This is a genomic window from Enterobacter sp. PTB, assembly GCF_051130085.1.
Taxonomy (GTDB): Bacteria; Pseudomonadota; Gammaproteobacteria; order Enterobacterales; family Enterobacteriaceae; genus Enterobacter; species Enterobacter ludwigii.
The window spans coordinates 245,773-269,012 of sequence record NZ_JBDKEE010000005.1 but is presented as its reverse complement, the minus strand read 5'-3'; the positions used below and the strand labels follow the sequence as shown (position 1 = coordinate 269,012).

Annotated in this window: 20 protein-coding genes, 2 tRNA genes and 2 pseudogenes; 11 read left to right on the top strand and 13 right to left on the bottom strand. The window is 53.1% G+C overall.

Annotated elements, in window-relative coordinates:
- Nucleotides 1-8: 8 nt before the first annotated feature.
- The 4 genes and pseudogenes from AAIR21_RS08935 to tssB form a co-directional block, all read right to left on the bottom strand.
- Nucleotides 9-2,366 (bottom strand): type VI secretion system Vgr family protein, encoded by a 2,358-nt coding sequence (locus tag AAIR21_RS08935; RefSeq protein WP_020884772.1) that lies wholly within the window; start codon nt 2,364-2,366, stop codon nt 9-11.
- Nucleotides 2,363-5,035: a type VI secretion system ATPase TssH gene (tssH, locus tag AAIR21_RS08930; RefSeq protein WP_183516492.1), complete on the bottom strand. Its 2,673-nt coding sequence runs from the start codon at nt 5,033-5,035 to the stop codon at nt 2,363-2,365. Before tssH ends, AAIR21_RS08935 begins: the two co-directional genes overlap by 4 nt.
- 26 nt (nt 5,036-5,061) lie before the next feature.
- A pseudogene (locus AAIR21_RS08925) lies at nt 5,062-5,337 on the bottom strand (type VI secretion system contractile sheath large subunit); the annotation flags it as partial.
- 33 nt (nt 5,338-5,370) lie between these two features.
- Nucleotides 5,371-5,871 carry a type VI secretion system contractile sheath small subunit gene (gene tssB, locus AAIR21_RS08920; RefSeq protein ID WP_047742515.1) on the bottom strand — a complete coding sequence of 167 codons (501 nt, stop codon included), beginning with the start codon at nt 5,869-5,871 and terminating at the stop codon, nt 5,371-5,373.
- A 728-nt stretch (nt 5,872-6,599) separates the two neighbouring features.
- On the opposite strand from tssB, the gene AAIR21_RS08915 reads away from it, so the two are divergent.
- Nucleotides 6,600-6,851 (top strand): DUF4942 domain-containing protein, encoded by a 252-nt coding sequence (locus AAIR21_RS08915; RefSeq protein ID WP_305963117.1) that lies wholly within the window; start codon nt 6,600-6,602, stop codon nt 6,849-6,851.
- Between the two features lie 109 nt (nt 6,852-6,960).
- Here the strand turns inward: AAIR21_RS08915 and AAIR21_RS08910 are convergent.
- From AAIR21_RS08910 to AAIR21_RS08900, 3 genes are all read right to left on the bottom strand, one after another.
- Nucleotides 6,961-7,048: transfer RNA gene (locus tag AAIR21_RS08910), tRNA-Ser, on the bottom strand.
- A gap of 133 nt (nt 7,049-7,181) precedes the next feature.
- Nucleotides 7,182-7,269 (bottom strand) — tRNA-Ser (locus AAIR21_RS08905).
- Between the two features lie 144 nt (nt 7,270-7,413).
- On the bottom strand, nt 7,414-9,042 hold the full coding sequence (locus AAIR21_RS08900) for an ABC transporter substrate-binding protein (RefSeq protein WP_113656740.1): 1,629 nt from the start codon (nt 9,040-9,042) through the stop codon (nt 7,414-7,416).
- Nucleotides 9,043-9,311: 269 nt separating this feature from the next.
- Between AAIR21_RS08900 and yccA the strand changes: the two genes are divergently transcribed.
- Together yccA and tusE are read left to right on the top strand one after the other, a co-directional pair.
- Nucleotides 9,312-9,971 (top strand): FtsH protease modulator YccA, encoded by a 660-nt coding sequence (yccA, locus tag AAIR21_RS08895; protein ID WP_014169445.1) that lies wholly within the window; start codon nt 9,312-9,314, stop codon nt 9,969-9,971.
- An 88-nt stretch (nt 9,972-10,059) separates the two neighbouring features.
- Entirely contained in the window at nt 10,060-10,389 is a 330-nt protein-coding gene (tusE, locus tag AAIR21_RS08890; RefSeq protein WP_020884782.1) for a sulfurtransferase TusE, read from the top strand.
- Here tusE and yccX read toward each other — a convergent pair.
- The 3 genes and pseudogenes from yccX to AAIR21_RS08875 all read right to left on the bottom strand — a co-directional run bounded on the left by yccX (nt 10,386) and on the right by AAIR21_RS08875 (nt 12,024).
- Nucleotides 10,386-10,667 carry an acylphosphatase gene (gene yccX / locus AAIR21_RS08885; RefSeq protein ID WP_020884783.1) on the bottom strand — a complete coding sequence of 94 codons (282 nt, stop codon included), beginning with the start codon at nt 10,665-10,667 and terminating at the stop codon, nt 10,386-10,388. The two genes, tusE and yccX, sit on opposite strands and share 4 nt — an antisense overlap.
- 11 nt (nt 10,668-10,678) lie before the next feature.
- A pseudogene (locus AAIR21_RS08880) lies at nt 10,679-11,459 on the bottom strand (helix-turn-helix transcriptional regulator).
- A gap of 7 nt (nt 11,460-11,466) precedes the next feature.
- Nucleotides 11,467-12,024, bottom strand: coding sequence for a kinase inhibitor (locus AAIR21_RS08875; RefSeq protein ID WP_032677820.1), 558 nt, complete (start codon nt 12,022-12,024; stop codon nt 11,467-11,469).
- Nucleotides 12,025-12,199: 175 nt separating this feature from the next.
- Here AAIR21_RS08875 and rlmI point away from each other — a divergent pair, with 175 nt between their 5' ends.
- Nucleotides 12,200-13,390 carry a 23S rRNA (cytosine(1962)-C(5))-methyltransferase RlmI gene (rlmI, locus tag AAIR21_RS08870; RefSeq protein ID WP_113656739.1) on the top strand — a complete coding sequence of 397 codons (1,191 nt, stop codon included), beginning with the start codon at nt 12,200-12,202 and terminating at the stop codon, nt 13,388-13,390.
- A 60-nt stretch (nt 13,391-13,450) separates the two neighbouring features.
- Complete coding sequence (gene hspQ, locus AAIR21_RS08865; RefSeq protein WP_013097248.1) at nt 13,451-13,768, top strand: heat shock protein HspQ; 318 nt, start codon at nt 13,451-13,453, stop codon at nt 13,766-13,768.
- A gap of 35 nt (nt 13,769-13,803) precedes the next feature.
- On the opposite strand, the gene AAIR21_RS08860 is transcribed toward hspQ, so the two are convergent.
- The gene (locus AAIR21_RS08860) at nt 13,804-14,220 is read right to left on the bottom strand and encodes a CoA-binding protein (RefSeq protein WP_020884786.1); all 417 of its coding nucleotides are present in this window, start codon (nt 14,218-14,220) and stop codon (nt 13,804-13,806) included.
- Between the two features lie 172 nt (nt 14,221-14,392).
- On the opposite strand from AAIR21_RS08860, the gene csgI reads away from it, so the two are divergent.
- Together csgI and mgsA are read left to right on the top strand one after the other, a co-directional pair.
- Nucleotides 14,393-15,055: a curli synthesis inhibitor gene (gene csgI, locus AAIR21_RS08855; RefSeq protein WP_032670572.1), complete on the top strand. Its 663-nt coding sequence runs from the start codon at nt 14,393-14,395 to the stop codon at nt 15,053-15,055.
- A gap of 80 nt (nt 15,056-15,135) precedes the next feature.
- Entirely contained in the window at nt 15,136-15,594 is a 459-nt protein-coding gene (gene mgsA, locus AAIR21_RS08850) for a methylglyoxal synthase (RefSeq protein WP_020884788.1), read from the top strand.
- Nucleotides 15,595-15,653: 59 nt separating this feature from the next.
- On the opposite strand, the gene helD is transcribed toward mgsA, so the two are convergent.
- Nucleotides 15,654-17,708, bottom strand: a complete 2,055-nt coding sequence (helD, locus tag AAIR21_RS08845) for a DNA helicase IV (protein WP_020884789.1) — start codon at nt 17,706-17,708, stop codon at nt 15,654-15,656.
- Nucleotides 17,709-17,831: 123 nt separating this feature from the next.
- Here helD and AAIR21_RS08840 point away from each other — a divergent pair, with 123 nt between their 5' ends.
- Both AAIR21_RS08840 and yccS read left to right on the top strand, forming a co-directional pair.
- Nucleotides 17,832-18,278, top strand: coding sequence for a YccF domain-containing protein (locus AAIR21_RS08840; RefSeq protein ID WP_020884790.1), 447 nt, complete (start codon nt 17,832-17,834; stop codon nt 18,276-18,278).
- Between the two features lie 19 nt (nt 18,279-18,297).
- Nucleotides 18,298-20,460, top strand: coding sequence for a YccS family putative transporter (gene yccS / locus AAIR21_RS08835; RefSeq protein WP_020884791.1), 2,163 nt, complete (start codon nt 18,298-18,300; stop codon nt 20,458-20,460).
- Here the strand turns inward: yccS and AAIR21_RS08830 are convergent.
- Entirely contained in the window at nt 20,417-21,043 is a 627-nt protein-coding gene (locus tag AAIR21_RS08830) for a TfoX/Sxy family DNA transformation protein (RefSeq protein WP_020884792.1), read from the bottom strand. The genes yccS and AAIR21_RS08830 overlap by 44 nt on opposite strands.
- A 217-nt stretch (nt 21,044-21,260) precedes the next feature.
- On the opposite strand from AAIR21_RS08830, the gene sulA reads away from it, so the two are divergent.
- Both sulA and ompA read left to right on the top strand, forming a co-directional pair.
- Nucleotides 21,261-21,770: an SOS-induced cell division inhibitor SulA gene (sulA, locus tag AAIR21_RS08825; protein WP_025204536.1), complete on the top strand. Its 510-nt coding sequence runs from the start codon at nt 21,261-21,263 to the stop codon at nt 21,768-21,770.
- Nucleotides 21,771-22,124: 354 nt separating this feature from the next.
- Nucleotides 22,125-23,180, top strand: a complete 1,056-nt coding sequence (gene ompA, locus AAIR21_RS08820; protein ID WP_020884794.1) for a porin OmpA — start codon at nt 22,125-22,127, stop codon at nt 23,178-23,180.
- The last annotated feature ends 60 nt before the right edge of the window (nt 23,181-23,240 follow it).

The window sequence follows — 23,240 nt, the reverse complement described above, 5'->3', positions numbered from 1 at the left end:
TTCGACTCTCAATCATTAAAAGATTTACTGCTGATTTTGCTTTCCTGAGTGATATCCGTCAGGCTGAAATTAGGTGTTTCGTTGGGAAGATTTGCGCCTGCACCTGGCACCAGATAGTTAGACGTTTTCATAATGAACTCACCAGATGAGCCGTGTTCAATGCCGTTCTTACTCAGCCTCAGGTAAGACCCACCACCGTTAAGCGTCAGTGTTTCAGGCGTGCTGATAATAATTTCGTCTTCACTACTGGTCACCGTCAGCTGCTTTTCAGAAAACAGGGCCATCGTGTTGTGCTGAGCCTGAATCTCGATGTCACCCTGGTTGGCAACCAACTTCGCCCCGTCTTTATGCACAAACAGACCAAGCGCTTTTTCAACGCTCACGGACAAATTTTTCATCGCACCGACATCAAGATGCTGCCCTGCATTGATCATGGTATTGCGGGTACTGCAGAGCTGAAGGTGTTCACCTGAGGTAAATGCCACGCCCTGTGGAGCACTACCCAGCAGGACCGCAGACTGGAGGTCTTTGATTTTGTCGGTTACGAGGCTAATCTGGGTGCTGATGTCGGATACCAGGGCACCGGCTGCTTCAGCGGCGCTGTTCAGGGCCTGCATCTGGCTGTTGGCCTGGTTAATCTGACTTATCGCAGGTGCCATTTCCAGCACCGGCCCCTGGGCTTTGGACTGCGCATCCGCCGTCAGGAACAGCCCTTTTGCCGCACGTACAGCGCCATGTTCATCCGTTCGCAGTTCAAAACCGGCCCCGCGCTTTTCACGCTGGCTGTTGACCAGGTGTCCCATGTTCAGCTGCGTTTTGCCGTATTCCGTCGCGAGCTTGATATGCTCTTCCTGGCGCTTATCCTCCATCCGCAGCTTATTGTTCGCCGGAGTGCGCCAGACGTTCCGCGTATGATTGTCACTGGTGACGTGGTCCGGATGTTCTGAATCATGCAGGGCATAAGCAATGTAGGGACGATCCGGGTCTCCGCCGTCAAATACGATGGCCACTTCCGTTCCGTCGATAAGCGGGGAGTGGAATCCGTAGGTATCACCGGCATAGGGTTTTGCCAGCCGAAGCCACAAATAGGCATAGCCCTGTTCCGGACTGTTGCGGTCGAAGTCCAGTTTCACCCGGTAGCGCCCTTCCGGGTCGAGCCAGGAGTAGGTATCGCCTTTCTGAGTGCTTTCCACTCGGGCCGGAAGCGAGCCGGATATGACCGGGCGATTAAGTAATGCCGGACGCCAGCAGACGGTTTCGCTGTAGGGGATGCCCTCAAACGTCAGCGTAAAGCTACTTTTGCGTGAACCGCTGGTGCGTACCGTGGTGATGACGATACCGCCTTTTACGGCATCGGGTAATGAGCCGTCCGTTTCCAGTACCTGACCCGGTGCCAGATGAGGGCTGGAGGAATGACCTTTGACGTGATACTGCGCGTTCAGAATGCGTTCGTGACGCAGACGGGCGAAGTATGCCCCGGTATCTGTACTTTCAGCGTCACCTGCTGTCAGGAAGGGTTCCGCGTAATGATACGTTTCCCCGGTGGTGATCCCCTCTTTGCTGAAAATACTTTCGGCGCTGTCCTGAGGCGTCAGTGCATCACGGTAGTTGTAGTCACGGGTGGCCACACTTCCGCTTACCACGTTATATGCGGTCTGAATATCCCAGATGCTCTCCTGCCCGCTGTCACTCATCCCGGCCTGGTTGCGTAATGGCAGCGTGACACCAAATTCATATTGCTGCTGGCTGTCCTGAAAAATCACCACGTCCTGCTCAAGACGGCTGTCCATTTCATAGCGCCAGTAAATGCCCACCTCCGCCAGCAGGCGCTGGATAAATGCCAGATCGGTTTCCCGCCACTGGGTAATGAGTTCGCGGGCCGGATAGTCACGAGACAGATGGAACTCAAAATCAGGACCTTCAAGTCCGTGCTTACGCAATACCCGTTCAACCACTTCTGTAACTGACTGATTGAGGTAGATTTCGCTCCCTTTTGTATAGTCCAGAAGGGCGATACGGGGAACGATCGTCAGTGCGTAACGGGTCTCATCATTCGAGGTGGACACGCGCCGAAATGACTTAACCACGCCGAATATCGTCCGGACCGGCAGCGCTGGTGTCCCGTCAAACACGGGTGTCTGGAAAGTAAATGACGCCGGTTTCAGCAGTAACGTGTCGCAGGCGATATCCCCAGAGGTGCAGGTCACCGCCACGTCATACTGCCAGGGCTGGCTGAGTGACTCCACCGCACTGAAGCTCACCACATCCAGAAACTCAGTGCAGCCATGCACGTCAACGCGGTAGCGTGACTGGCCCAGCAGTTGTTGTATCTGGCTGTTTGCCTTGCTTATTAAAGAATCGGTCATGACGCCACCACTTCTGTATTTTCATCGAAGGCCAGCACAATGCCCTCTTCATCATCCCAGGTCAGCTGTAGCGAGGAAGGCTTTTGTTTTGCTGCCATATGGCTTAGTAACTGCTGGCTCAGAACCGGCAGAATCTGCTGATTAAGCAGGCTGTCCACGTTGCGGGCACCGGTATCCGGCAGCAGACAGGCAGTCGTCAGGGTGTCGATGAGGCTTTCGCCAATGTGAGTGGAAATGCCATAGTGACGTTGCAGCCGCGTGCTCACCTGTGCCAGTTTCATGTCGACGATGGTACGCATGGCATCTATTGCCAGCGGGCGGTATATCACCGTCTGGAAGCGAGCCAGCAGCGCTGGCTGGAAGTGATCGCGCAGGATCGGACGTAACAACTCGTGCAGATCGCTCTCAGTGGCTTCTGGTTGTTCTTCCAGCAACTGCATCAGCGGGTCACTGCCCAGATTGGACGTCATCAGGATCACGGTATTGCGGAAATCAATTTCACGCCCTTCCCCGTCGCGCATAAAGCCCCGGTCAAACACCTGATAGAACAGGTTCATCACATCCCGGTGTGCTTTCTCCACTTCATCCAGCAGCACCACGCTGTAGGGCCGCTTACGCACAGCCTCGGTGAGAATGCCGCCCTGGCCGTATCCTACATACCCCGGTGGAGAGCCTTTCAGTTGCGAAACGGTGTGCGACTCCTGGTATTCCGACAGGTTGATAGTAATGAGCGATTTTTCACCGCCATACATAACGTCAGCCAGCGCCAGTGCGGTTTCTGTTTTACCCACTCCGCTTGGACCCACCAGTAAAAACACACCCTGCGGACCGTTTTCCGGCGTCAGTCCGGTTTTTGACGCTCTCAGGCGCTGGGCAATGGCATTCAGTGCAGGACTCTGGCCAACCACACGGGTTGCCAGCTGTTCTTCAAGCGTCAGTAATTCGGTTTGCTCGTCCTTCATCAGCGACGAGAGAGGAACCCCTGTCCAGTCGGCGATCACGGTAGCGACGGTGCGGACATCAACATCCAGACCCAGCAGTGGACTGTTATTCTGAATCTGAGAAAGCTCGTGCTGAAGGGCGGAGAGTTCCTCCTGGCGGCTGATGTCTTCACGGCAGGCTTTCAGCGAGTCGGTGAGCTGCTTCTCGGTCTCATACTGTGACTGAAGGGCCATTTTTTGCTGACTGAGCGCCTGGGTCCGTTGTTCAATCTGCGGCAGACGACTGGCATCAACACTGTTACCCAGCGAAATATCTTCCAGTAACTCCTGCTGCTCCATGCTAAGCGCAGTCAGTTCAGCCTGCAACCGGGTAAGCTGTTCCGGCAGCGTGTCCAGGCTCATCCGCACCCGGGCCGCTGCGGTATCCAGCAGATCCACTGCTTTATCTGGCAACTGGCGTCCGGTCAGATAACGACGGGACAACGTCACCGCTGCGCGGACGGCATCGCCGGTAATATGTACACCGTGGTGTTCGGCATAGCGTGATTTCAGGCCACGCAGCATCAGGCAGGCGGTGTCATCATCGGGCTCATCAACCTTGACCATCTGGAACCGGCGCTCCAGGGCTGCGTCACGTTCGAAGTACTGCTTGTACTCACTCCAGGTGGTGGCCGCAATGGTGCGCAGTTCACCGCGAGCCAGTGCCGGTTTCAGCAGGTTGGCTGCATCTGCCCCGCCCGCCTGATTACCGGCACCAATGATAGTGTGTGCTTCATCGATAAAGAGCAGCACCGGCACCGGGGAGTGCTGGACGGCGTCGATGATATTCTTCAGTCGCTGCTCAAATTCACCCTTTACACCTGCTCCCGCCTGAAGCAAGCCCAGATCCAGGGTCCTGACGATGACAGGCTTAAGACTTTCGGGCACATTACCTTCAGCGATACGCAGCGCCAGTCCTTCAACCAGGGCCGTTTTACCCACGCCGGGTTCACCGACCAGGATCGGGTTGTTCTTACGGCGTCTGGAGAGAATGTCCACCATCTGACGGATTTCGTTATCGCGTCCAAAGACCGGGTCAATCTTTCCTTCCCGGGCACGGGCGGTCACATCGACCGTAAAGCGATTGAGAACGGACTCTTCCTGTGAAACGGCAGGCTGCGCACTTACGCCTTCAGCCTGGTGTTGTGCTTCATGCTGTAACGGTGCGGCCCGCCCAATAATGCTGACATTGCCAGGCTTCTCACTGAGCGCAACGTCATGCCGCTCATCCGACTGGGCTTCCAGTAAGGGACGTAACCTTTCCAGCTGGCTGGTGGTCAGCGTCATCAAAGGCCAGAGGCCATCACAGCGTGTCAGTCCGGACGTCTCAACCATGGCCGCGAGCAAATGTACGCTGCGGATCTGCTCATCTCCGGCAAGCGTGGCGGCAAGCCAGGCCTGTTTCAGCAGGGTCTGGAGAGACGCTGAGAGCTCCGGTCGGGTGCGGACAGAACGTGGCTGTGCATCCAGCCAGCTCAGGAGTGACTGCCAGACGGTATCCATATCCCATTCATAACGGCGGGCGAGAACGGTCAGATCACCTTCGCCCTGCTCCAGTAATTTTAACAACCAGTGCTCAGGTGTGATTTCTGCATGCGCACGGGTCTGGCATAAAGAGGCTGCACCTTCCAGCGCTCTGGCGCAGTAAGGGTTAAGTCGTCGTAACAGGACTGCTGAATGATGTTCCATGTCGTTCCCTCGTGTTCAGGCACGCTATGGTGGTCAATCAGGTTTTTGTCGAGTTTCTCAACTTTTGAGCCCGCTTTTGTCAGACATTCCAGGAACACCTTCATGCCGGCAGTTAAACGTTCGTCTGCTGTTGCATCCGACATCGCCTGTGCATCCTGCCAGATTTCAAGCGCACTTAGCTCAGAGACAGGGTTAAGATTGATTTTTTCAAACAGGGACGCATATACCCCGCCTGCTGCAGGACGTTCAAGCACTACACTCTCGTTACCCGCGGCATTCTCATTTTTTACAGACATCAACATATTCCTTATTAATCCGTTAAAAGCATATGGCCGTTATGGCTGTTTCGGAGCCAGGGCTGAGAGTTCGGCTCTGAGTTCTGCACTTAATGCAGGGTCGAGAAGAATTTTTTCCAGCTCTTTTCGGAAAGCCTGGTTATCAAGCAGGTTTGCTTTTAAATCGCGAAGCAAGTTGCGCATGGAGAGCATGGCCTTCAGCTGAGGTATTTGCCGCGAAACCTGCTCCGGAGAGAAATCATTAATACTCTGGAATGTCAGATTGATGTTGTCTTCACTGCCATCACCAGCAAGCGTGTTTTTAACGGTAATATTTACGATTGGGGAATATTCGGAAAGTACAGAGTCAAAGTTGTTTTTATTCAGATTAACTTTTCTACGCTCCGATAGTGGTGCAGTCTCCTGACCATTACTGAAGTCTCCCGCCACCAGTAATTTCAGGGGGAGCTCAGTTTTCTTGCTCGCTCCGCCCGTATGCAAATCAAGCTTTAAATTAATACGTGCCTTGGGTATTTCGGACTGAAAAGAAGAGTTAGACATGGCTATCCCTGTTTTATGGAGTTATAAAAACGGTCAATGCCAGTGAGAAATTAATAAGAAAGGCAAACCCAGCCAGAACAACTTCCAGGCTCACGTCATCGGACGAAAATCAAAACCCCGGAATTAAAAGCGGGCACATTCCATTCACCAGCATATCGACATTGTGTTTTTGAGTATTTGTCTGAAATGAAAAAATTTCGGATAAGACCCAATGGCCGGAGTGTAGGAACGTTCCCCTCCCGATCGGAAATCAAAAAATGTAACAAAATATTTCCCATAGAAATCCTGACAGCCAAAGATCATCTTTCTGATTTATAAGAATTTTCTTGCATACCCCTTTAACCCTTATGAAATAAGGGTGTACAGTAAGTGATCAATTTAATTTAGGGACAACTTTGTATAAAATCTCATCAATAACATGAAATATCTGATTTTGTACTTTTATCAAAAAATGAAAGGCAGAACGTGCCTGCCTGTGTGAAAAATTGGCGACATTTACTGGCCTTCACCATTTTTATTATTTATTTAAATGGGTCTTATTATTTTCATCAGAAAAACAAATATCGCAGGGGATTTTTGCATGCCTCGCCCCAGTACTCGTGATATGTACATCTCAGGTATCGTTCGAGGAGTGGGTACGACCTTGAACAACAACCTGTTCTGTGTAGTTTGAAAAAATTCGGAAGGGTGTCGATCGTTCCGTAAGTTATATGCATAAGGGCGTACCTGTGAAGCTGATTCCCTTAGATCGTGTGGCTACATCCGATAACCATGAAAATGTAACCAGACGACTGAATGCTCTCATTGATGAAAACAGGCACTGCAATCGTGATGAAGATGAGATGTTTGCTATTAACTATTTTGAGAAGGGAACGACTCACGTCATTAAACGACCAGAACGGGTGGATAACCCCAATGACATCATCGCTGGCATTATCCTGGAACACCAGGAGCAAGATGTAACAGATGCCGGTTACTAATCCGTCCGATGAATTCTTAGCCCCACCGACACAAGCCAGACGGCAATGGCATACTGAAAACCGACAAAAACAAAAAACCCAGGTCGCATAACGACCTGGGTTTCAAATTTGGCGGAAGCGTAGAGATTCGAACTCTAGAACCCTTTCGGGTCGCCGGTTTTCAAGACCGGTGCCTTCAACCGCTCGGCCACGCTTCCAAAGTGAGGCGCACTATAAACATCTATTAGCGCCTTGTAAAGCAGGAATTTTTCTATTTTTTTCTGCGGGTGCTATCCATGCCCCTTAAAAGCAAAAAGCCCCGCGATATGACTATCGCAGGGCTTTTATGTCTGGCGGAAGCGCAGAGATTCGAACTCTGGAACCCTTTCGGGTCGCCGGTTTTCAAGACCGGTGCCTTCAACCGCTCGGCCACACTTCCTAAGTGAGGCGAACTATAAACACCTCTCCGCATGCTGTAAAGAGTGACCGCATTCGTTCGCTTTAAAAATAGCCAAAACGCGTTTAATCGGTTGAATAGACAACGTATCGGCCATTTTATCAGCACAAAATTCAGCGTTCATGCTCAGTGTTTTTTGATATACATGTCCCTGGTGAAATAGTACCCCAGCTTGTCCGGCGTGAATCCTCCCACCCACGGTTTGACCAGGTGCGTGCGGACATAGTGATAAACCGGAATGGCAGGCACATCGCGCGCCAGCAAATCTTCCGCCTGCTGATAGAACTTACCGCGCTCTGCCGGTGTTTTGGCTTTCGCGGCGTTCACCAGCGCCTGGTCATACTCCGGATTGCTGTACTGGCTGGTGTTTTCGCTGTCACCGGTACGGAAGTTGTTCAGGAAAGTGGCAGCATCGTCGTAATCGGCAATCCAGGCGTAGCGCACTGCGTCAAAGTCGTGGGTATGCATCGTATCGAGCATCGTTTTCCATTCCTGATTTTGCAGCTTCGCCTCCACCCCAAGGTTTTTCTTCCACATCGAACTGGCGGCAATCGCGATGCGCTGGTGCGATTCAGAGGTGTTATAGAGCAGGTTAAAACGCAGCGGATGGCTGGCGTTAAAGCCGGCTTCGGCCAGCAGCTTTTTCGCTTCTTCGATACGTTTATCCATCGGCCAGCTGGCATAGTCCGGGTTCTGGAGCGTCACACCGCCAATATCTGGCTGGCTGATAAGCCACGCCGGACGCTGCCCCTGCCCTAAGACCTTCCCGGCAATGATCTCTTTATCCAGCGCCATGTTCAGCGCCTTACGTACACGCGCGTCGTTGAATGGCGGCCGGGTGGTGTTGAATTCATAGTAATAAGTGGCAAGCTGCGGGGAGACATCCAGCTGGCTACCCAGGGTTTTCTTGAGCTGGGCAAACTGGTTGATCGGCACCGTATAAACAATATCGATTTCACCTGCTTTAAAACGGTTTACATCCGAGGCCTCGGAGGTGATCGGCAGATAGATCACCTTATTGATAACGGTATGTGCGTTATCCCAGTAGCGCGCGTTACGCTCCGCCACGATGCGCTCGTTAACCACCCACTGCGACAGTTTATACGCTCCGCTGGTGACGATATGCTCCGGTTTGGTCCACTTATCACCAAACCGACCAATCAGCACCTTATCCACCGGCACCAGCGACGGGTGGGCCAGCATGGCAAGGAATGCGGCATTAGGTTGAGTCAGCGTGACCTCAAGCGTGGTATCGTTAATGGCTTTTACACCCAGCGTATCCGGTGCTTTTTTCCCTTGAGCGATATCAGCGGCGTTAACAATATGCATGTTGCCCGGATAGCTGGCATACGGCGAGGCGGTTTTGGGGTCTGTCAGACGCTGCCAGCTCCAGACCACATCCTGCGCGGTAATCGCGGTGCCGTCACTCCATGTGATGCCTGGACGCAGATGAAAAGTCCAGACGGTGTTGTCTTTGTTCTCCCATTTTTCTGCCAGCCGTGGCTGTATTTCGCCAGTCGGAGAAACGCTAACCAGCCCTTCGAAGATATCGCTGATAATATTGAATTCGACATCGCTTTCGACTTTATGCGGGTCAAGTGAGGCCGGTTCATTACCGTTGTTTCTGACCAGTTCCTGTTTATCGGCCAGCTGTGTTCCTGCTGGCACGTTAGCCGCCCAGGTCGCCGTGCTGGCGCACAGGATCCCTGCCGTTAACAAAGAGAGTGTAAAGCGCGTGCGTGCTTGTGGTTTCATTTCCTTCGCCTTATTGTCTGTTTTTTGACGATCCGGAAATAACACTTAGCGCTCAACGTGTAATAACGCAATATTTTTCAGTAACCTATAAGAGCTTGATCTGAATAAATGAAGCAAACCGTTGTTCATTCTGCTGAAAAGGTTTTCTGAAGAATAAACAACCAGCAGTAACGCTAACGTCCTGAGTAAAGATGGGTAAAACCACTTTGAGACTGGCGCGCCGTTTCCTATTCTTTCCGCTAATTACATCTGTCATAAGAGAGTGACTCATGGATCGTATAATTACTTCTTCACGCGACCGCACATCGCTACTCAGTACCCACAAGGTGCTGCGCAATACCTATTTCATGCTCAGCCTGACGCTGGCATTCTCGGCGATGACCGCAACGGCCAGCACCGTGCTGATGCTGCCGTCACCGGGTCTGATCCTGACGCTGGTGGGGATGTATGGTCTGATGTTCCTGACCTACAAAACTGCTGACAAACCGGTGGGTATTCTGTCCGCGTTCGCCTTTACGGGTTTCCTGGGCTATATCCTGGGGCCCATCCTCAACGCCTATCTGTCCGCCGGTATGGGCGACGTGATTGGCATGGCGCTGGGCGGTACCGCGCTGGTGTTCTTCTGCTGTTCGGCCTACGTGCTGACCACCCGTAAGGACATGTCCTTCCTCGGCGGTATGCTGATGGCAGGTATTGTGGTGGTGCTGGTAGGTATGGTGGCAAACATTTTCCTGCAGCTGCCTGCCCTGCACCTGGCGATCAGCGCCGTGTTTATTCTGATTTCTTCTGGCGCAATCCTGTATGAAACCAGCAACATCATTCACGGTGGTGAGACGAACTACATCCGCGCCACCGTGAGCCTGTATGTATCGTTGTACAACATCTTTGTCAGCCTGTTGAGCATCCTGGGCTTCGCCAGCCGCGATTAATCAACAATGCTGTGAACCAGAGCCCCGCTTATGCGGGGCTTTGTTTTTTGGTACACTGCTGCGGTTTTTGACTGACGCGTGAATGACTATGTTGAGTTTTGAAGGTAAAGAGATTGAAACTGATAACGACGGTTATCTGAAAGAGAGCAGCCAGTGGAGCGAGCCGCTGGCGGAAAAAATCGCCGAAAACGAAGGTATCGCCCTCTCCCCGGAACACTGGGAAGTGGTGCGTTTTGTGCGCGAATTCTATCTCGAATTCAACACCTCCCCGGCGATCCGCATGCTGGTCAAGGCGATGGCCAATAAATTCGGTGAAGAGAAAGGCAACAGCCGTTACCTGTATCGCCTGTTCCCGAAAGGCCCGGCAAAACAGGCCACCAAAATCGCCGGCCTGCCAAAACCGGTGAAATGCATTTAGTAGCGAATACCGAAGTTAACGTATTCCCGGCCGGGTTGATGGGGTTCGGTTAAAACCTTATCAACCCGCGCGCTGCGCGGCCCACCTGCTTTCAGCCACGCCACCAGCTTTTCAACCTGCTCAGCATCACCACAGGCAACCACCTCAACGCTGCCATCATCCCTGTTTCGCGCGTATCCCGTGAGCCCCAACTGCATAGCTTCGCGCTGCGTGCTGTAACGGAATCCAACACCCTGAACCATGCCGTGTACCCAGGCAATTGTGCAGATTTTTGACATTTTTCTACTCCTTAACGTAGCGTTTTCGGCAAACAGCCATAATGTTGCCGGAAACGGGCAGTAAAACGAGAGCTGGAAAGATAACCACATTGTAATGCGATTTCACCAATAGGTAACCGGGTTGACTGTAAGTGTGACAGCGCAACGGCCATCCTCACCTCTTCAACAATCTGGCGAAAACTCTGCGACTCTTCGCGTAACCGTCTGCGTAGTGTCGGCACGCTCAATGCCAGGCGGCTGGCAACGTCCTGTGCAGTCCAGGCCCTGGCGGGCGACAGCATGATGAACTGCCGCACCTGTTCGGACAGGTGGCTATTACGCTCTATAAGCAACGGCCCTGCGACGCCGTCATGAAGCAATGCCAGCAGCCTGATGCTTTTGTAACGCCTCCGGTAAATCCTGACGCACGGCATGCAGCAGGTTACCCCACATAAATGCCAGCCCCTCACTCAGGGGAGCACAGAGGGAATGTAATTCTGTTCGCGGCCAGGATTTCAGGTAATGCGTTTTAAACTCCGCCAGAAGCTCCGATGACAACATCAATAAGTCAGAGCGAAAGAGACCATTCGCGGGTTGATTTATGATCTCCAGCGGCGTATTGGCGGGAATAATGATCAGCGACGCTTTCGTCGCCAGCAGGCGGTTATCGTCCTGAACAATCACTTTACTGCCGTGAGTGATATGGCAAATGGCAGGGAGAAAGAGTTTAACCTGGTGCAGGTGATGCATTTTACTGGCACTCACTTCACCAGCCGTCAAATGTTTATGTTGAAACTGGACTCCCTGCACCATGCCATCCTTATCTGCTGTAGGTAACGGTTAAGCTGGCCTTCGCCAGGACGTGACTGTTAAGCATAAAACCCACCAGCGCGCCGCTGGCATTCCTGTCGACAGGCAATTTATCCACATCCAGCGCCCAGACGGTAAACTGATAACGGTGCGGCTTATCCCCTTTGGGCGGACATGCGCCGCCGAAACCAGAATAACCGAAATCATTACGCCCCTGCACAACCCCGGCCGGTAATGTCTCCCCCTTCGGGTTTCCGGCATCGGCGGGAAGCGTCAGCGTCTGGAGGGGAATATTGACCACCGTCCAGTGCCACCATCCACTTCCGGTAGGGGCATCAGGGTCAAATACCGTGACTGCGAAACTTTTCGTCCCGACAGGCGGATTTTTCCACGCCAGTTGTGGAGAGTGATTCCCACCGTGACACCCAAACCCGTCAAACACCTGCTGTTGCGACAACGGGCGTTCACTGGCCAGATCCTGACTGCTGATGGTGAAAGACGATGCCGCTAAAACATGAAAACTGACCACCACCAGGGTGGTTACTGCTATCGCACGGCGCTTTTTCATTTGTGTTTCCCTTTGCTGTACCGGAAACCCTACTGTAAAGCCCACTGCAGTGCAGCACTGTGCCTAAGCGATTTGATTTTGTGCCGAAACGCTCAAAGGCATCCGCAGATGATTGCGACTTGCTGAATGTGCTACTCTACGCGCCATTTCCCTGGAATCGACAGAATAGCAAATTATGAGTGTACGTTTAGTGTTAGCCAAAGGGCGCGAGAAGTCATTATTGCGCCGCCATCCCTGGGTCTTTTCCGGTGCAGTAGCCCGTATGGAAGGCAAAGCCAGCCTCGGAGAGACCATCGATATCGTTGACCATCAGGGGAAATGGTTAGCGCGAGGCGCATATTCGCCAGCGTCCCAAATCCGCGCTCGCATCTGGACCTTTGATAAAGATGAAACGATCGATATTGATTTCTTCGTTCGTCGTTTACAGCAGGCGCAGCAGTGGCGTGAGTGGCTGGCAAAGCGTGACGGTCTGGACAGCTACCGTGTGATCGCCGGTGAGTCTGACGGTCTGCCTGGCGTGACGATCGACCGCTTCGGTAACTTCCTGGTACTGCAACTGTTAAGCGCAGGGGCTGAATATCAACGTGCTGCGCTGATCAGCGCGTTGCAATCGGTTTTCCCGGAATGCGCCATTTATGACCGCAGCGATGTGGCAGTGCGCAAAAAAGAGGGCATTGAGCTAACGCAAGGTCCGGTCACCGGTGAACTGCCGCCTGCCCTGTTGCCAATCGAAGAGCACGGTATGAAGCTGCTGGTGGATATCCAGGGCGGCCATAAAACGGGTTACTACCTGGACCAGCGTGACAGCCGCCTGGCCACTCGCCAGTATGTTGCCGACAAACGCGTGCTGAACTGCTTTTCCTATACCGGCGGTTTCGCCGTCTCGGCGCTGATGGGCGGCTGTGCCCAGGTTGTCAGCGTTGATACCTCTCAGGAAGCGCTGGACGTGGCGAAACAAAACGTCGAGCTGAACAAGCTGGATCTGAGCAAAGCCGAGTTTGTTCGCGATGACGTCTTCAAGCTGCTGCGTAAGTATCGCGATCAGGGCGAGAAATTCGACGTCATCGTGATGGATCCACCGAAGTTTGTGGAGAACAAAAGTCAGCTGATGGGTGCCTGCCGCGGCTATAAGGATATCAACATGCTGGCCATCCAGCTGCTGAACCCGGGTGGAGTGCTTCTCACCTTCTCCTGCTCCGGCCTGATGACCACAGATTTATTTCAGAAAATCATCGCTGATGCCGCAATAGATGCTGGTCGTGATGTACAATTTATAGAACAGTTCCGTCAGGCAGCCGATCACCCGGTGATCGCTACCTACCCGGAAGGGCTGTATCTGAAAGGGTTTGCCTGTCGCGTCATGTAACTTGAAAAGAGAAATATTGCCCGCACATAACGTGTAAGTAGTGTTTCCCGGGAGGTGACTATGATTGCCAGCAAATTCGGTATCGGCCAGCAGGTCCGCCACACTTTGCTAGGGTATTTGGGTGTGGTCGTGGATATCGACCCGGAGTATTCCCTTGATGAACCGTCAGCGGATGAACTGGCGGTTAACGCAGAGCTTCGCGCCGCGCCCTGGTATCATGTGGTGATGGAGGGGGATGATGGACAACCCGTTCACACCTACCTTGCTGAAGCGCAGCTGAGTAGCGAACTGCAGGATGAGCATCCAGAGCAACCCACGATGGATGAACTTGCTCAGACTATCCGCAAACAGTTACAGGCCCCGCGCCTGCGGAACTAAGCGCGTAAAAAAAAGCCCGATAAACGGGCTTTTTTTTATGACTTCGCCAGCCCCAGACGGGGAATCTCAATCGCCGGACATCGGTCCATTACCACCGTCAGACCGGCTTCTCGCGCCAGCACCGCCGCCTGCTCGTTAATGACACCCAACTGCATCCACAGCGTTTTCGCGCCGATGGCGATGGCCTCTTGTGCCACTCCCCACGCTGCCTCGGAATTGCGGAAAACATCCACCATGTCGACTTTTTCAGGTACCTCGTTCAGCGTGGCGTATCCCTGCTGACCCAGTAAGGTTTTACCGGCCACTTTCGGCGACACAGGGATGACGTGATAGCCCTGATCGAGAAGGTATTTCATCACCCGGTAGCTTGGGCGATCCGGTTTATCACTTGCCCCTACCAGTGCAATCGTGCGCGTCGATGTCAGAATCTCGGTAATTTCGTTCTCTTTCATGGTTTTCCTCCAGGCTTTTTTATGAGTGTACGTCAAAGCGCACATCTCAACCATGCATCCCATGCAGATGCATGAGGGCAAAACGGCAGAATATGTCTATATGTTAGTAAACGTGATTATCGAAATATTTAGATACATTACCGCGGCCGAGTCATTTCAACAGGAGCCCTCTATGAAAACCGGCATTGCCACTGCTGTGATTGCGTTAGTGATGCCAGTTTGCGTCTTTGCGACCACGCTTCGGCTTTCAACGGATATTGATTTACTGGTGCTGGACGGAAAAAAAGTGTCCAGTTCCTTGTTGCGCGGTGCGGACAGCATCGAACTTGATAATGGGCCACACCAGCTGGTATTGCGGGTAGAAAAAACCATCGACCTCGCTAATCATGAACAACGCATGTATATCTCTGCGCCGCTGATTGTCAGTTTTAATACCCAGCGGGTCAGTCAGGTGAACATTACCCTCCCGCGTCTTGAAACCGAAAAAGAGTCGGCGGCCTTTGACGCTTCTCCGCGCCTTGAACTGCTGGACGGGGATTCAATGCCGATTCCGGTAAAACTCGATATTCTGGCGTTAACCTCGTCCCCGAAAGGCACCGATTACGAGGCCGCGACCGAAATCTATAACAAGGCGGGCAAACGCGCTTCCCTTCCACAGTTTGCCACCAGGATGGCCGACGACAGTACGCTGCTGTCCGGTGTCTCAGAGCTGGATGTTATTCCGCCACAGTCCCAGACGTTAACGGAACAGCGTCTTAAATTCTGGTTCCAGCAGGCCGATCCTGAGACCCGGGCCCGTTTTTTACAGTGGGTGAAGCAACAACCTTCATCATAAGCCACATTTTTTTCGCCTTTCTCTTGCAGCGTCAGGCGGTTCCCGTCATCGTGTAGTCAGTTAACCTGATGGATAAGATTATGGAACTGACAACACGCACGCTACCGGAACGCAAACACATTGCTCTGGTTGCGCACGATCACTGTAAACAAATGCTGCTTAACTGGGTTCGCCGCCATCAGCCATTGCTGGAAAAGCATGCTCTCTCAGCGACCGGGACAACCGGTAACCTGATCCACCGCGAAACGGGTCTGGAGGTCAATGCCATGCTGAGCGGCCCGATGGGCGGCGACCAGCAGGTCGGCGCTCAGATTTCTGAAGGGAAAATTGATGTACTGATTTTCTTCTGGGATCCGCTGAATGCGGTTCCGCACGACCCGGATGTCAAAGCCCTGCTGCGTCTGGCAACGGTATGGAATATTCCGGTGGCGACGAACCTGTCGACGGCAGATTTCATCATTGAATCCCCGCACTTCAACTCACCGGTTGAGATCCTGATCCCGGATTATCAGCGCTATCTTTCCGAAAGACTGAAGTAGTTTTTTGCCCGGTGGCGACACGCTTACCGGGCCTGCAATATTACCGCTCCGCTATCCCGTTAAGGCTTCCTCGCCACTGGCACATCAATACTCTTCAGAATATCGACAAACACCGACGGCTCCTCTTTGTTGAACAGCAGCCACACGCGATGACGCGCGCGGGTCATCGCCACGTACAGCAAACGCCGCTCTTCGGCATCCGGAAAATCCTCCGGGACCGGCAGTAACGCCTGTTCCATTACCGACTCTCGTGCCGGAGCCGGGAAACCATCGCTCCCCTCTTTGAGCCCCATCACTATCACATAGTCGGCCTGCTGTCCTTTGCTGGCGTGGATGGTCATAAAATCGAGCTGCAGCTTCGGCCAGCGGGTCGCGGCTTTTTCCAGCGCCGCAGGCTTAAGATGGTGATAGCGTGCCAGCACCAGAATACGTTCATCCGGCTTCGCATAGCCGCTCAGTTTGTCCAGCAGCGGCTCCAGCTGATCGTCCGCCAGCAGGGTAACGGCTTTTTTGTCCCCGGCCCGGAGGCTATTTAGCGGTTTTGCCAGCTGATGCGGGTTCTGCTGGATAAAGCGGTTGGCAACTTCACCAATCCGGGAATTGAAGCGGTAGGTGGTATCCAGATCGCTGCGATCGCCTTCGCCAAAATAGTGATGGAATGCAGTCGTCAGGGAGAGCTGTGCCCCGCTGAAGCGATAGATAGCCTGCCAGTCATCGCCCACCGCAAACAGCGAGGTATGTTTATTTTGCGCCCTTAACGCCGAGAGCAGCGCGGCACGTTGCGGCGAGATATCCTGGAATTCATCCACCAGGATATGCTTCCACGGGCTGACAAAACGGCCCTTCTCAAGAATGATAATGGCCTGATGGATCAAACCGGAGAAATCGACGGCATTTTCCTCTTTCAGCGCGGTTTTCCAGGCTTTCAGCATCGGGGCCATCAGCTTAACCCGCTTCGAAAACAGGGCGCGGATCGTCTCCGGCGCGCTTTCAATCATCTCGGCCTGCGATCCGCCGTGCATCCGCATCAGGCTAACCCAGCGGTCGAGACGAGAGCCCAGGCGACGAGCCAGTTTTTCATCCTGCCAGAAATTGCCTTCCGGTACGTCCCAGTTGAGTTCTTCTTCCAGCCACTGACGCCACCCTTTAGCCTGCGCCTTTTTCTCACTGCACTGCTGACGCCACGTCTTGATGAACAGCGCCTGACGCGCCTGCGTGTCGTTTTCCAGCTTGCTGATGGCAGGCACTTTTTTACTGCCCTGCTGAATAATATGCAACGCCAGGGCATGGAAGGTTCTGGCGGTAATATCCCGGGTATGCAGGCGTTCCTGTATGCGTTCGTCCATCTCCTCGGCCGCCTTACGGCCAAACGCCAGCAACAGTATCTGGTCGGCAACAGCCTCACCCGTTGTCAGTAGCCAACCCGCACGGGCCACCAGCACCGACGTTTTGCCGCTTCCGGCACCCGCCAGCACCAGCAGGGAGTGCTCGCCGTTAACCACGGCGCGCGCCTGCGCCGGGTTAAGCGGTGAAGATTCAACCGTGCTGAAAAAGTCGGCATAACGGGTCAGCATGGCATCTGTCCACGCCTGGTTGTGCGCCAGCCGGCTCTTGTCTGTATCGCCAAGCCAGGCCTGACACTGACGCCAGGCGTCACGGCAATTGTCGAACTCGTCAAGACGCGTCACGGATAACGGCAGTGCCGCCAGCGCCTGCCTGATCTTTTGCTGCAACCCGGCCGTCTGCTGGCGGGTGAGCCACGTTTGTTGCTCGTTACTTTGTGCAATATCGTTCAGTACCTGCTGCAGTACCTGAGCGGCAATCACGCTCATATCCTGGCTCCACTGCTGCCAGAGCATATTCAGGTGATGATGGAAGCGCTGGGTCTCAGCCCACTCGGTGCCGTGAAGGCGCACGACTTTATCGTCAGGCAGGACAAACTCCAGTTCGCCCCAGACCAACCCGCGTTTACAGTGGATAGCCAGCAGTTGATTAAACGGAATGAGGTATTCGTGGCGTTCTCCGGAGACTTTCACTCCGGCATTAAGGAGGACAACCCTGTCGTAGGGGTGTTGCGCCAGGCGTTTGCCTAATGATGTTGCTTTCAGTTCCATGTCCAGCCGAATCCACGAAGAGATAATTTACCTGACAGTTTAACTGCCAGTTTTAAGGTGCTCCAGCCTAAAAAAACGTTACAATCACTGGGCGTTAATCATATCGAAAGGAACTGAGGGTTTATGCGTACTGTTCTGAATGTTTTGAATTTTGTGTTAGGCGGTTTTGCCACCACTCTTGCCTGGCTTTTTGCCACGCTGGTGAGCATCGTCCTTATTTTTACGCTCCCCCTGACCCGCTCCTGCTGGGAAATCACCAAACTCTCTTTCATCCCGTACGGGAATGAAGCCATCCACGTTGACGAACTGAACCCGGAGAGCAAAAACGCACTGCTAAACACGGGAGGCACGGTCCTCAATATTCTGTGGCTGGTTTTCTTCGGCTGGTGGCTGTGTGTGATGCATATCTTTGCCGGTATTGCCCAGTGCATATCCATTATTGGTATTCCGGTGGGGATCGCAAACTTTAAGATTGCCGCCATCGCGCTTTGGCCAGTCGGGCGCAGGGTCGTTCCGGTAGAAGTGGCACAGGCGGCACGTGAAGCAAACGCGCGTCGTCGTTTTCAGTAAATAAGGACTGGCCGTGCTTATGCTAAGCCCACTGCTTCGCCGTTATACCTGGAACAGCATCTGGCTTTATAACGTCAGAATATTTATCGCACTTTGCGGCACGGTTGCCCTGCCGTGGTGGCTGAATGACGTAAAACTCACCATCCCGCTCACGCTGGGAGTGGTTGCGGGGGCGCTGGCGGATCTGGACGATCGCCTTGCCGGGCGCCTGCGTAATCTTGTGATTACGCTGGTCTGTTTTTTTATCGCGTCAGCCTCCGTGGAGCTGCTCTTCCCCTGGCCCTGGCTGTTTGCCATTGGTCTTACGCTCTCTACCAGCGGGTTTATTTTGCTTGGCGGCCTTGGGCAGCGCTATGCCACTATCGCCTTTGGTGCCCTGCTGATCGCCATTTACACCATGCTGGGTGTTTCCCTTTACGATCAATGGTACCAGCAGCCCATACTGCTGTTGCTGGGGGCCATCTGGTATAACCTGCTGACGTTAACCGGGCATCTTATTTTTCCGGTTCGCCCTCTTCAGGACAACCTTGCCCGCAGCTTTGAGCAACTGGCCCACTATCTTGAGCTAAAATCCCGGCTCTTCGATCCGGATATCGAGGAGGAGAGCCAGTCTCCGCTTTACGATTTGGCTCTGGCCAACGGTCAACTGGTCGCCACGCTTAACCAGACGAAAGCCTCACTGCTTACCCGTCTGCGGGGCGATCGCGGTCAGCGCGGAACGCGAAGAACCTTGCACTACTATTTCGCGGCGCAGGATATACATGAGCGTGCCAGCTCCTCGCACGTTCAGTATGCTGCCCTGCGCGAGAAGTTCCGCTACAGCGACGTGATGTTCCGCTTCCAGCGCCTGCTGTCGATGCAGTCTCAGGCGTGCCAGCAGCTGGCACGCTCCATTTTGCTGCGTACGCCCTATCAACATGACCCGCGCTTCGAACGCGTATTTAGCCATCTTGATGCGGCGCTCGATCGCGTTCAGGCCAGTGGAACATCGCCGGAACATATTAAAGCACTGGGATTTTTGCTGAATAACCTGCGGGCGATAGATGCTCAGCTGGCTACTATTGAATCCGAGCAGGCGATGGCGCTCCCCGATAAAGATGTGGAGAATCAGCTTGCTGATGACAGCGTGCATAGCTTCAGCGATATGTGGCTGCGACTGAGCCGCAACTTTACGCCGGAATCGGCACTGTTTCGCCATGCGGTGAGGATGTCACTGGTGCTGTGCGTGGGTTATGCCATCATTCAGATAACCGGGTTACATCACGGTTACTGGATCCTGCTGACCAGCCTGTTTGTTTGCCAGCCAAACTATAACGCCACCCGCCACCGCCTTGCGCTACGTATTATCGGTACGCTGGTGGGCGTCGCTATTGGGCTGCCGGTGCTCTATTTCGTGCCCTCTGTCGAAGGCCAGCTGATCCTGATCGTGATCACCGGTGTGTTGTTCTTCGCCTTCCGTAATGTGCAGTATGCGCATGCCACAATGTTCATCACGCTGCTGGTGCTACTCTGCTTTAACCTGCTGGGTGAAGGATTTGAAGTGGCCCTGCCCCGCGTGATAGATACGCTGATTGGCTGCGCAATCGCCTGGGCGGCGGTCAGTTTTATCTGGCCGGACTGGCGGTTCCGTAATTTACCGCGTGTGGTAGACAGGGCGATGAATGCGAACTGTCGATACCTTGATGCCATCCTTGAGCAGTATCATCAGGGTCGCGATAACCGTCTGGCTTATCGTATCGCGCGTCGCGATGCGCATAACTGTGATGCTGAACTGGCTTCGGTGGTCTCTAACATGTCCACGGAGCCTCGCGCCACGGCAGAAATTCGGGAAACGGCTTTCCGCCTGCTCTGCCTGAACCATACCTTCACCAGCTATATTTCGACGCTGGGTGCGCACCGTGAGAAATTGACTCACCCGGCCATCCTCGCCCTGCTGGATGACGCCGTATGCTATGTCGATGACGCGCTTCATCACCGACCAGCCGATGAGCCTCGCGTTCAACACGCGCTGGATGAACTGGCTCAGCGTATTACGCATATTGACCCGGGAAGCGACAGCAAAGCACCGCTGGTTCTTCAGCAGATTGGCCTCCTTATCGCTCTGCTGCCAGAAATTTGCCGACTGCAATTGCAGATCGCTACCTGGAGGAGTGATTCTCCTGTGGCTCAGGCAGCGCATTAAACCACTCCGTTAACTCCCGGCGAATTCCCGCCGGGAGTGCCGCTTCATGAAGTCCGGCGATGGCCCCTTCCAGTGCGAAGAGCACTTTAATGCTGAGCGCTTTATTCTTCGCCCGCATCTTCAGCCAGCTCGCACGGGCACCCAGCTCCCGCAGCGTCTCTTCATCAGTGATTCCGGCTTCAAAGAGCAGCACTTCAAGCTGAAAGGTGAGATTGGGCAAGTCCTTGAGGCGGTTTCGCCGATCACGCTGCGAACGCTCTTTTCGTGCCGCATTGAGCGCGAACGAGGAGAGCTGAAGCAGCCGTTCTCTGTCCTGCCACAGTCCGTCATCGACACGATAATAATTGAGCAGCACCGGGCGACCCCGTTTCATCAGGGTTAAGAATGATGAGGCATTTTTTACACAGTATTTTGCACTTTCCTCACAGGCCCGGAGATACAGTTCCCCGTCGGAGACCATAGCGAAGACGGCATCATCTACGGCCAGGGTATACCCCCCGAACAGCGCACGATGGTGGATTTCACCTAAGGGTGAAAGGTATTCCTGGGATTTATAAATCCGTTCATAAGATATCTTTTTCATGATATTTCCCTTCAAAATCATAAAGTAACAACGAAATTTCTTACTAGCGGATCCGTTAGCAGGAAAATAGGCAACTTATCGTCGTTGAGCAAGATGATTTTTCCAGGCGCATCAATAATGAATGAATTTTGCGAGTCGCTTTCCGAAAATGAGGTTGATCTTTATGCATACAGGGGTTACTGTATATCCATACAGTAACTACAGGGCTGGAATGAATATGTACACTTCAGGCTATGCAAATCGCTCAACCTCTCTCTCTTCTTCCGCTGGCAATGTCACGCAGAATTCCACCGGGCGTGTTTCGACAGGGCTTATCAGTGAAGTGGTTTATCGTGAAGACCAGCCCCTGCTCACTCAACTTCTGCTATTGCCGTTATTACAACAGCTTGGTCAGCAGTCGCGCTGGCAGCTTTGGCTGACGCCTCAACAAAAACTGAGCCGTGAATGGGTGCAGTCCGCGGGCCTGCCGCTGACAAAGGTCATGCAAATTAACCAACTCTCTCCCTGCGATACTGTGGAATCGATGATCCGGGCGTTACGTACGGGGAATTACAGCGTGGTGATTGGATGGTTATCCGACGAATTGACCGATGAGGATCATTTTCGGCTGACGGAAGCGGCTGAAGAAGGTAGTGCGATCGGGTTGATCATGCGCCCGGTTCGACCAGATTCTTATCGCAGAGGACAACTTTCTGGCCTAAAAATTCACTCAAATTTGTATCATTGAGGAAAATTAAGATTATTCCTGGAATTTTTTTTGACCACAAGATGCGATTTTAGTTCCAGGCGCCAAAACTGCGGCAAGGCTTGTCTGGTGCGGTTCTCCTTAATTTTATTGCACAAAACTCGTTCGAAAAATGTTAAATAATCGGTATACGGAACTTTTTTTTTCATATGCCTGACGGACTTCACACTTGTAAGTTTTCAGCTACGTTGTAGACTTTACATCGCCAGGGGTGCTCGGCCTAAGCCGAAGATATCGGTAGATTTATATTTGACCACGCCCCCCGGTGAAGGATTTAACCGTGAATCTCTATTGAGACCTTCATGGCGAATTTTGGATGATAACGAGGCGCAAAAAATGAAAAAGACAGCTATCGCGATTGCAGTGGCACTGGCTGGCTTCGCTACCGTAGCGCAGGCCGCTCCGAAAGATAATACCTGGTATGCAGGTGGTAAACTGGGCTGGTCTCAGTTCCATGACACCGGCTGGTACAACAGCAGCCTGAACAACGATGGCCCTACTCACGAGAGCCAGCTTGGTGCAGGTGCGTTCGGTGGCTATCAGGTTAACCCGTATGTTGGTTTTGAAATGGGTTACGACTGGTTAGGTCGTATGCCATACAAAGGCGACAACGTAAACGGCGCTTTTAAAGCTCAGGGCGTACAGCTGACCGCTAAACTGGGTTACCCAGTAACTGACGATCTGGACGTGTACACTCGTCTGGGCGGCATGGTATGGCGCGCTGACTCCAGCAACAGCATCGCTGGCGACGACCATGACACCGGTGTTTCCCCAGTATTCGCTGGTGGCGTTGAGTGGGCTATGACCCGTGATATCGCTACCCGTCTGGAATACCAGTGGGTTAACAACATCGGCGACGGCAACACCGTTGGTGTTCGTCCGGACAACGGCATGCTGAGCGTAGGTGTTTCCTACCGTTTCGGCCAGCAGGAAGATGCAGCGCCAATCGTTGCTCCAGCGCCGGCTCCAGCTCCAGAAGTACAGACCAAGCACTTCACTCTGAAGTCTGACGTTCTGTTCAACTTCAACAAAGCTACCCTGAAACCAGAAGGTCAGCAGGCACTGGATCAGCTGTACACCCAGCTGAGCAACCTGGATCCTAAAGACGGTTCTGTAGTGGTTCTGGGCTTCACCGACCGTATCGGTTCTGACGCTTACAACCAGAAACTGTCTGAGAAACGTGCTCAGTCTGTTGTTGATTACCTGATCTCTAAAGGTATCCCAGCTAACAAGATCTCCCCACGTGGTATGGGCGAAGCTAACCCAGTTACTGGCAACACCTGTGACAACGTTAAAGCTCGCGCTGCACTGATCGACTGCCTGGCTCCAGATCGTCGCGTAGAGATCGAAGTTAAAGGCATCAAAGACGTTGTAACTCAGCCAGCGGCATAAGTTATCGTCTTATAAAAAAACCCCGCACTGCGGGGTTTTTTATTATCTGAATCTGAAGAA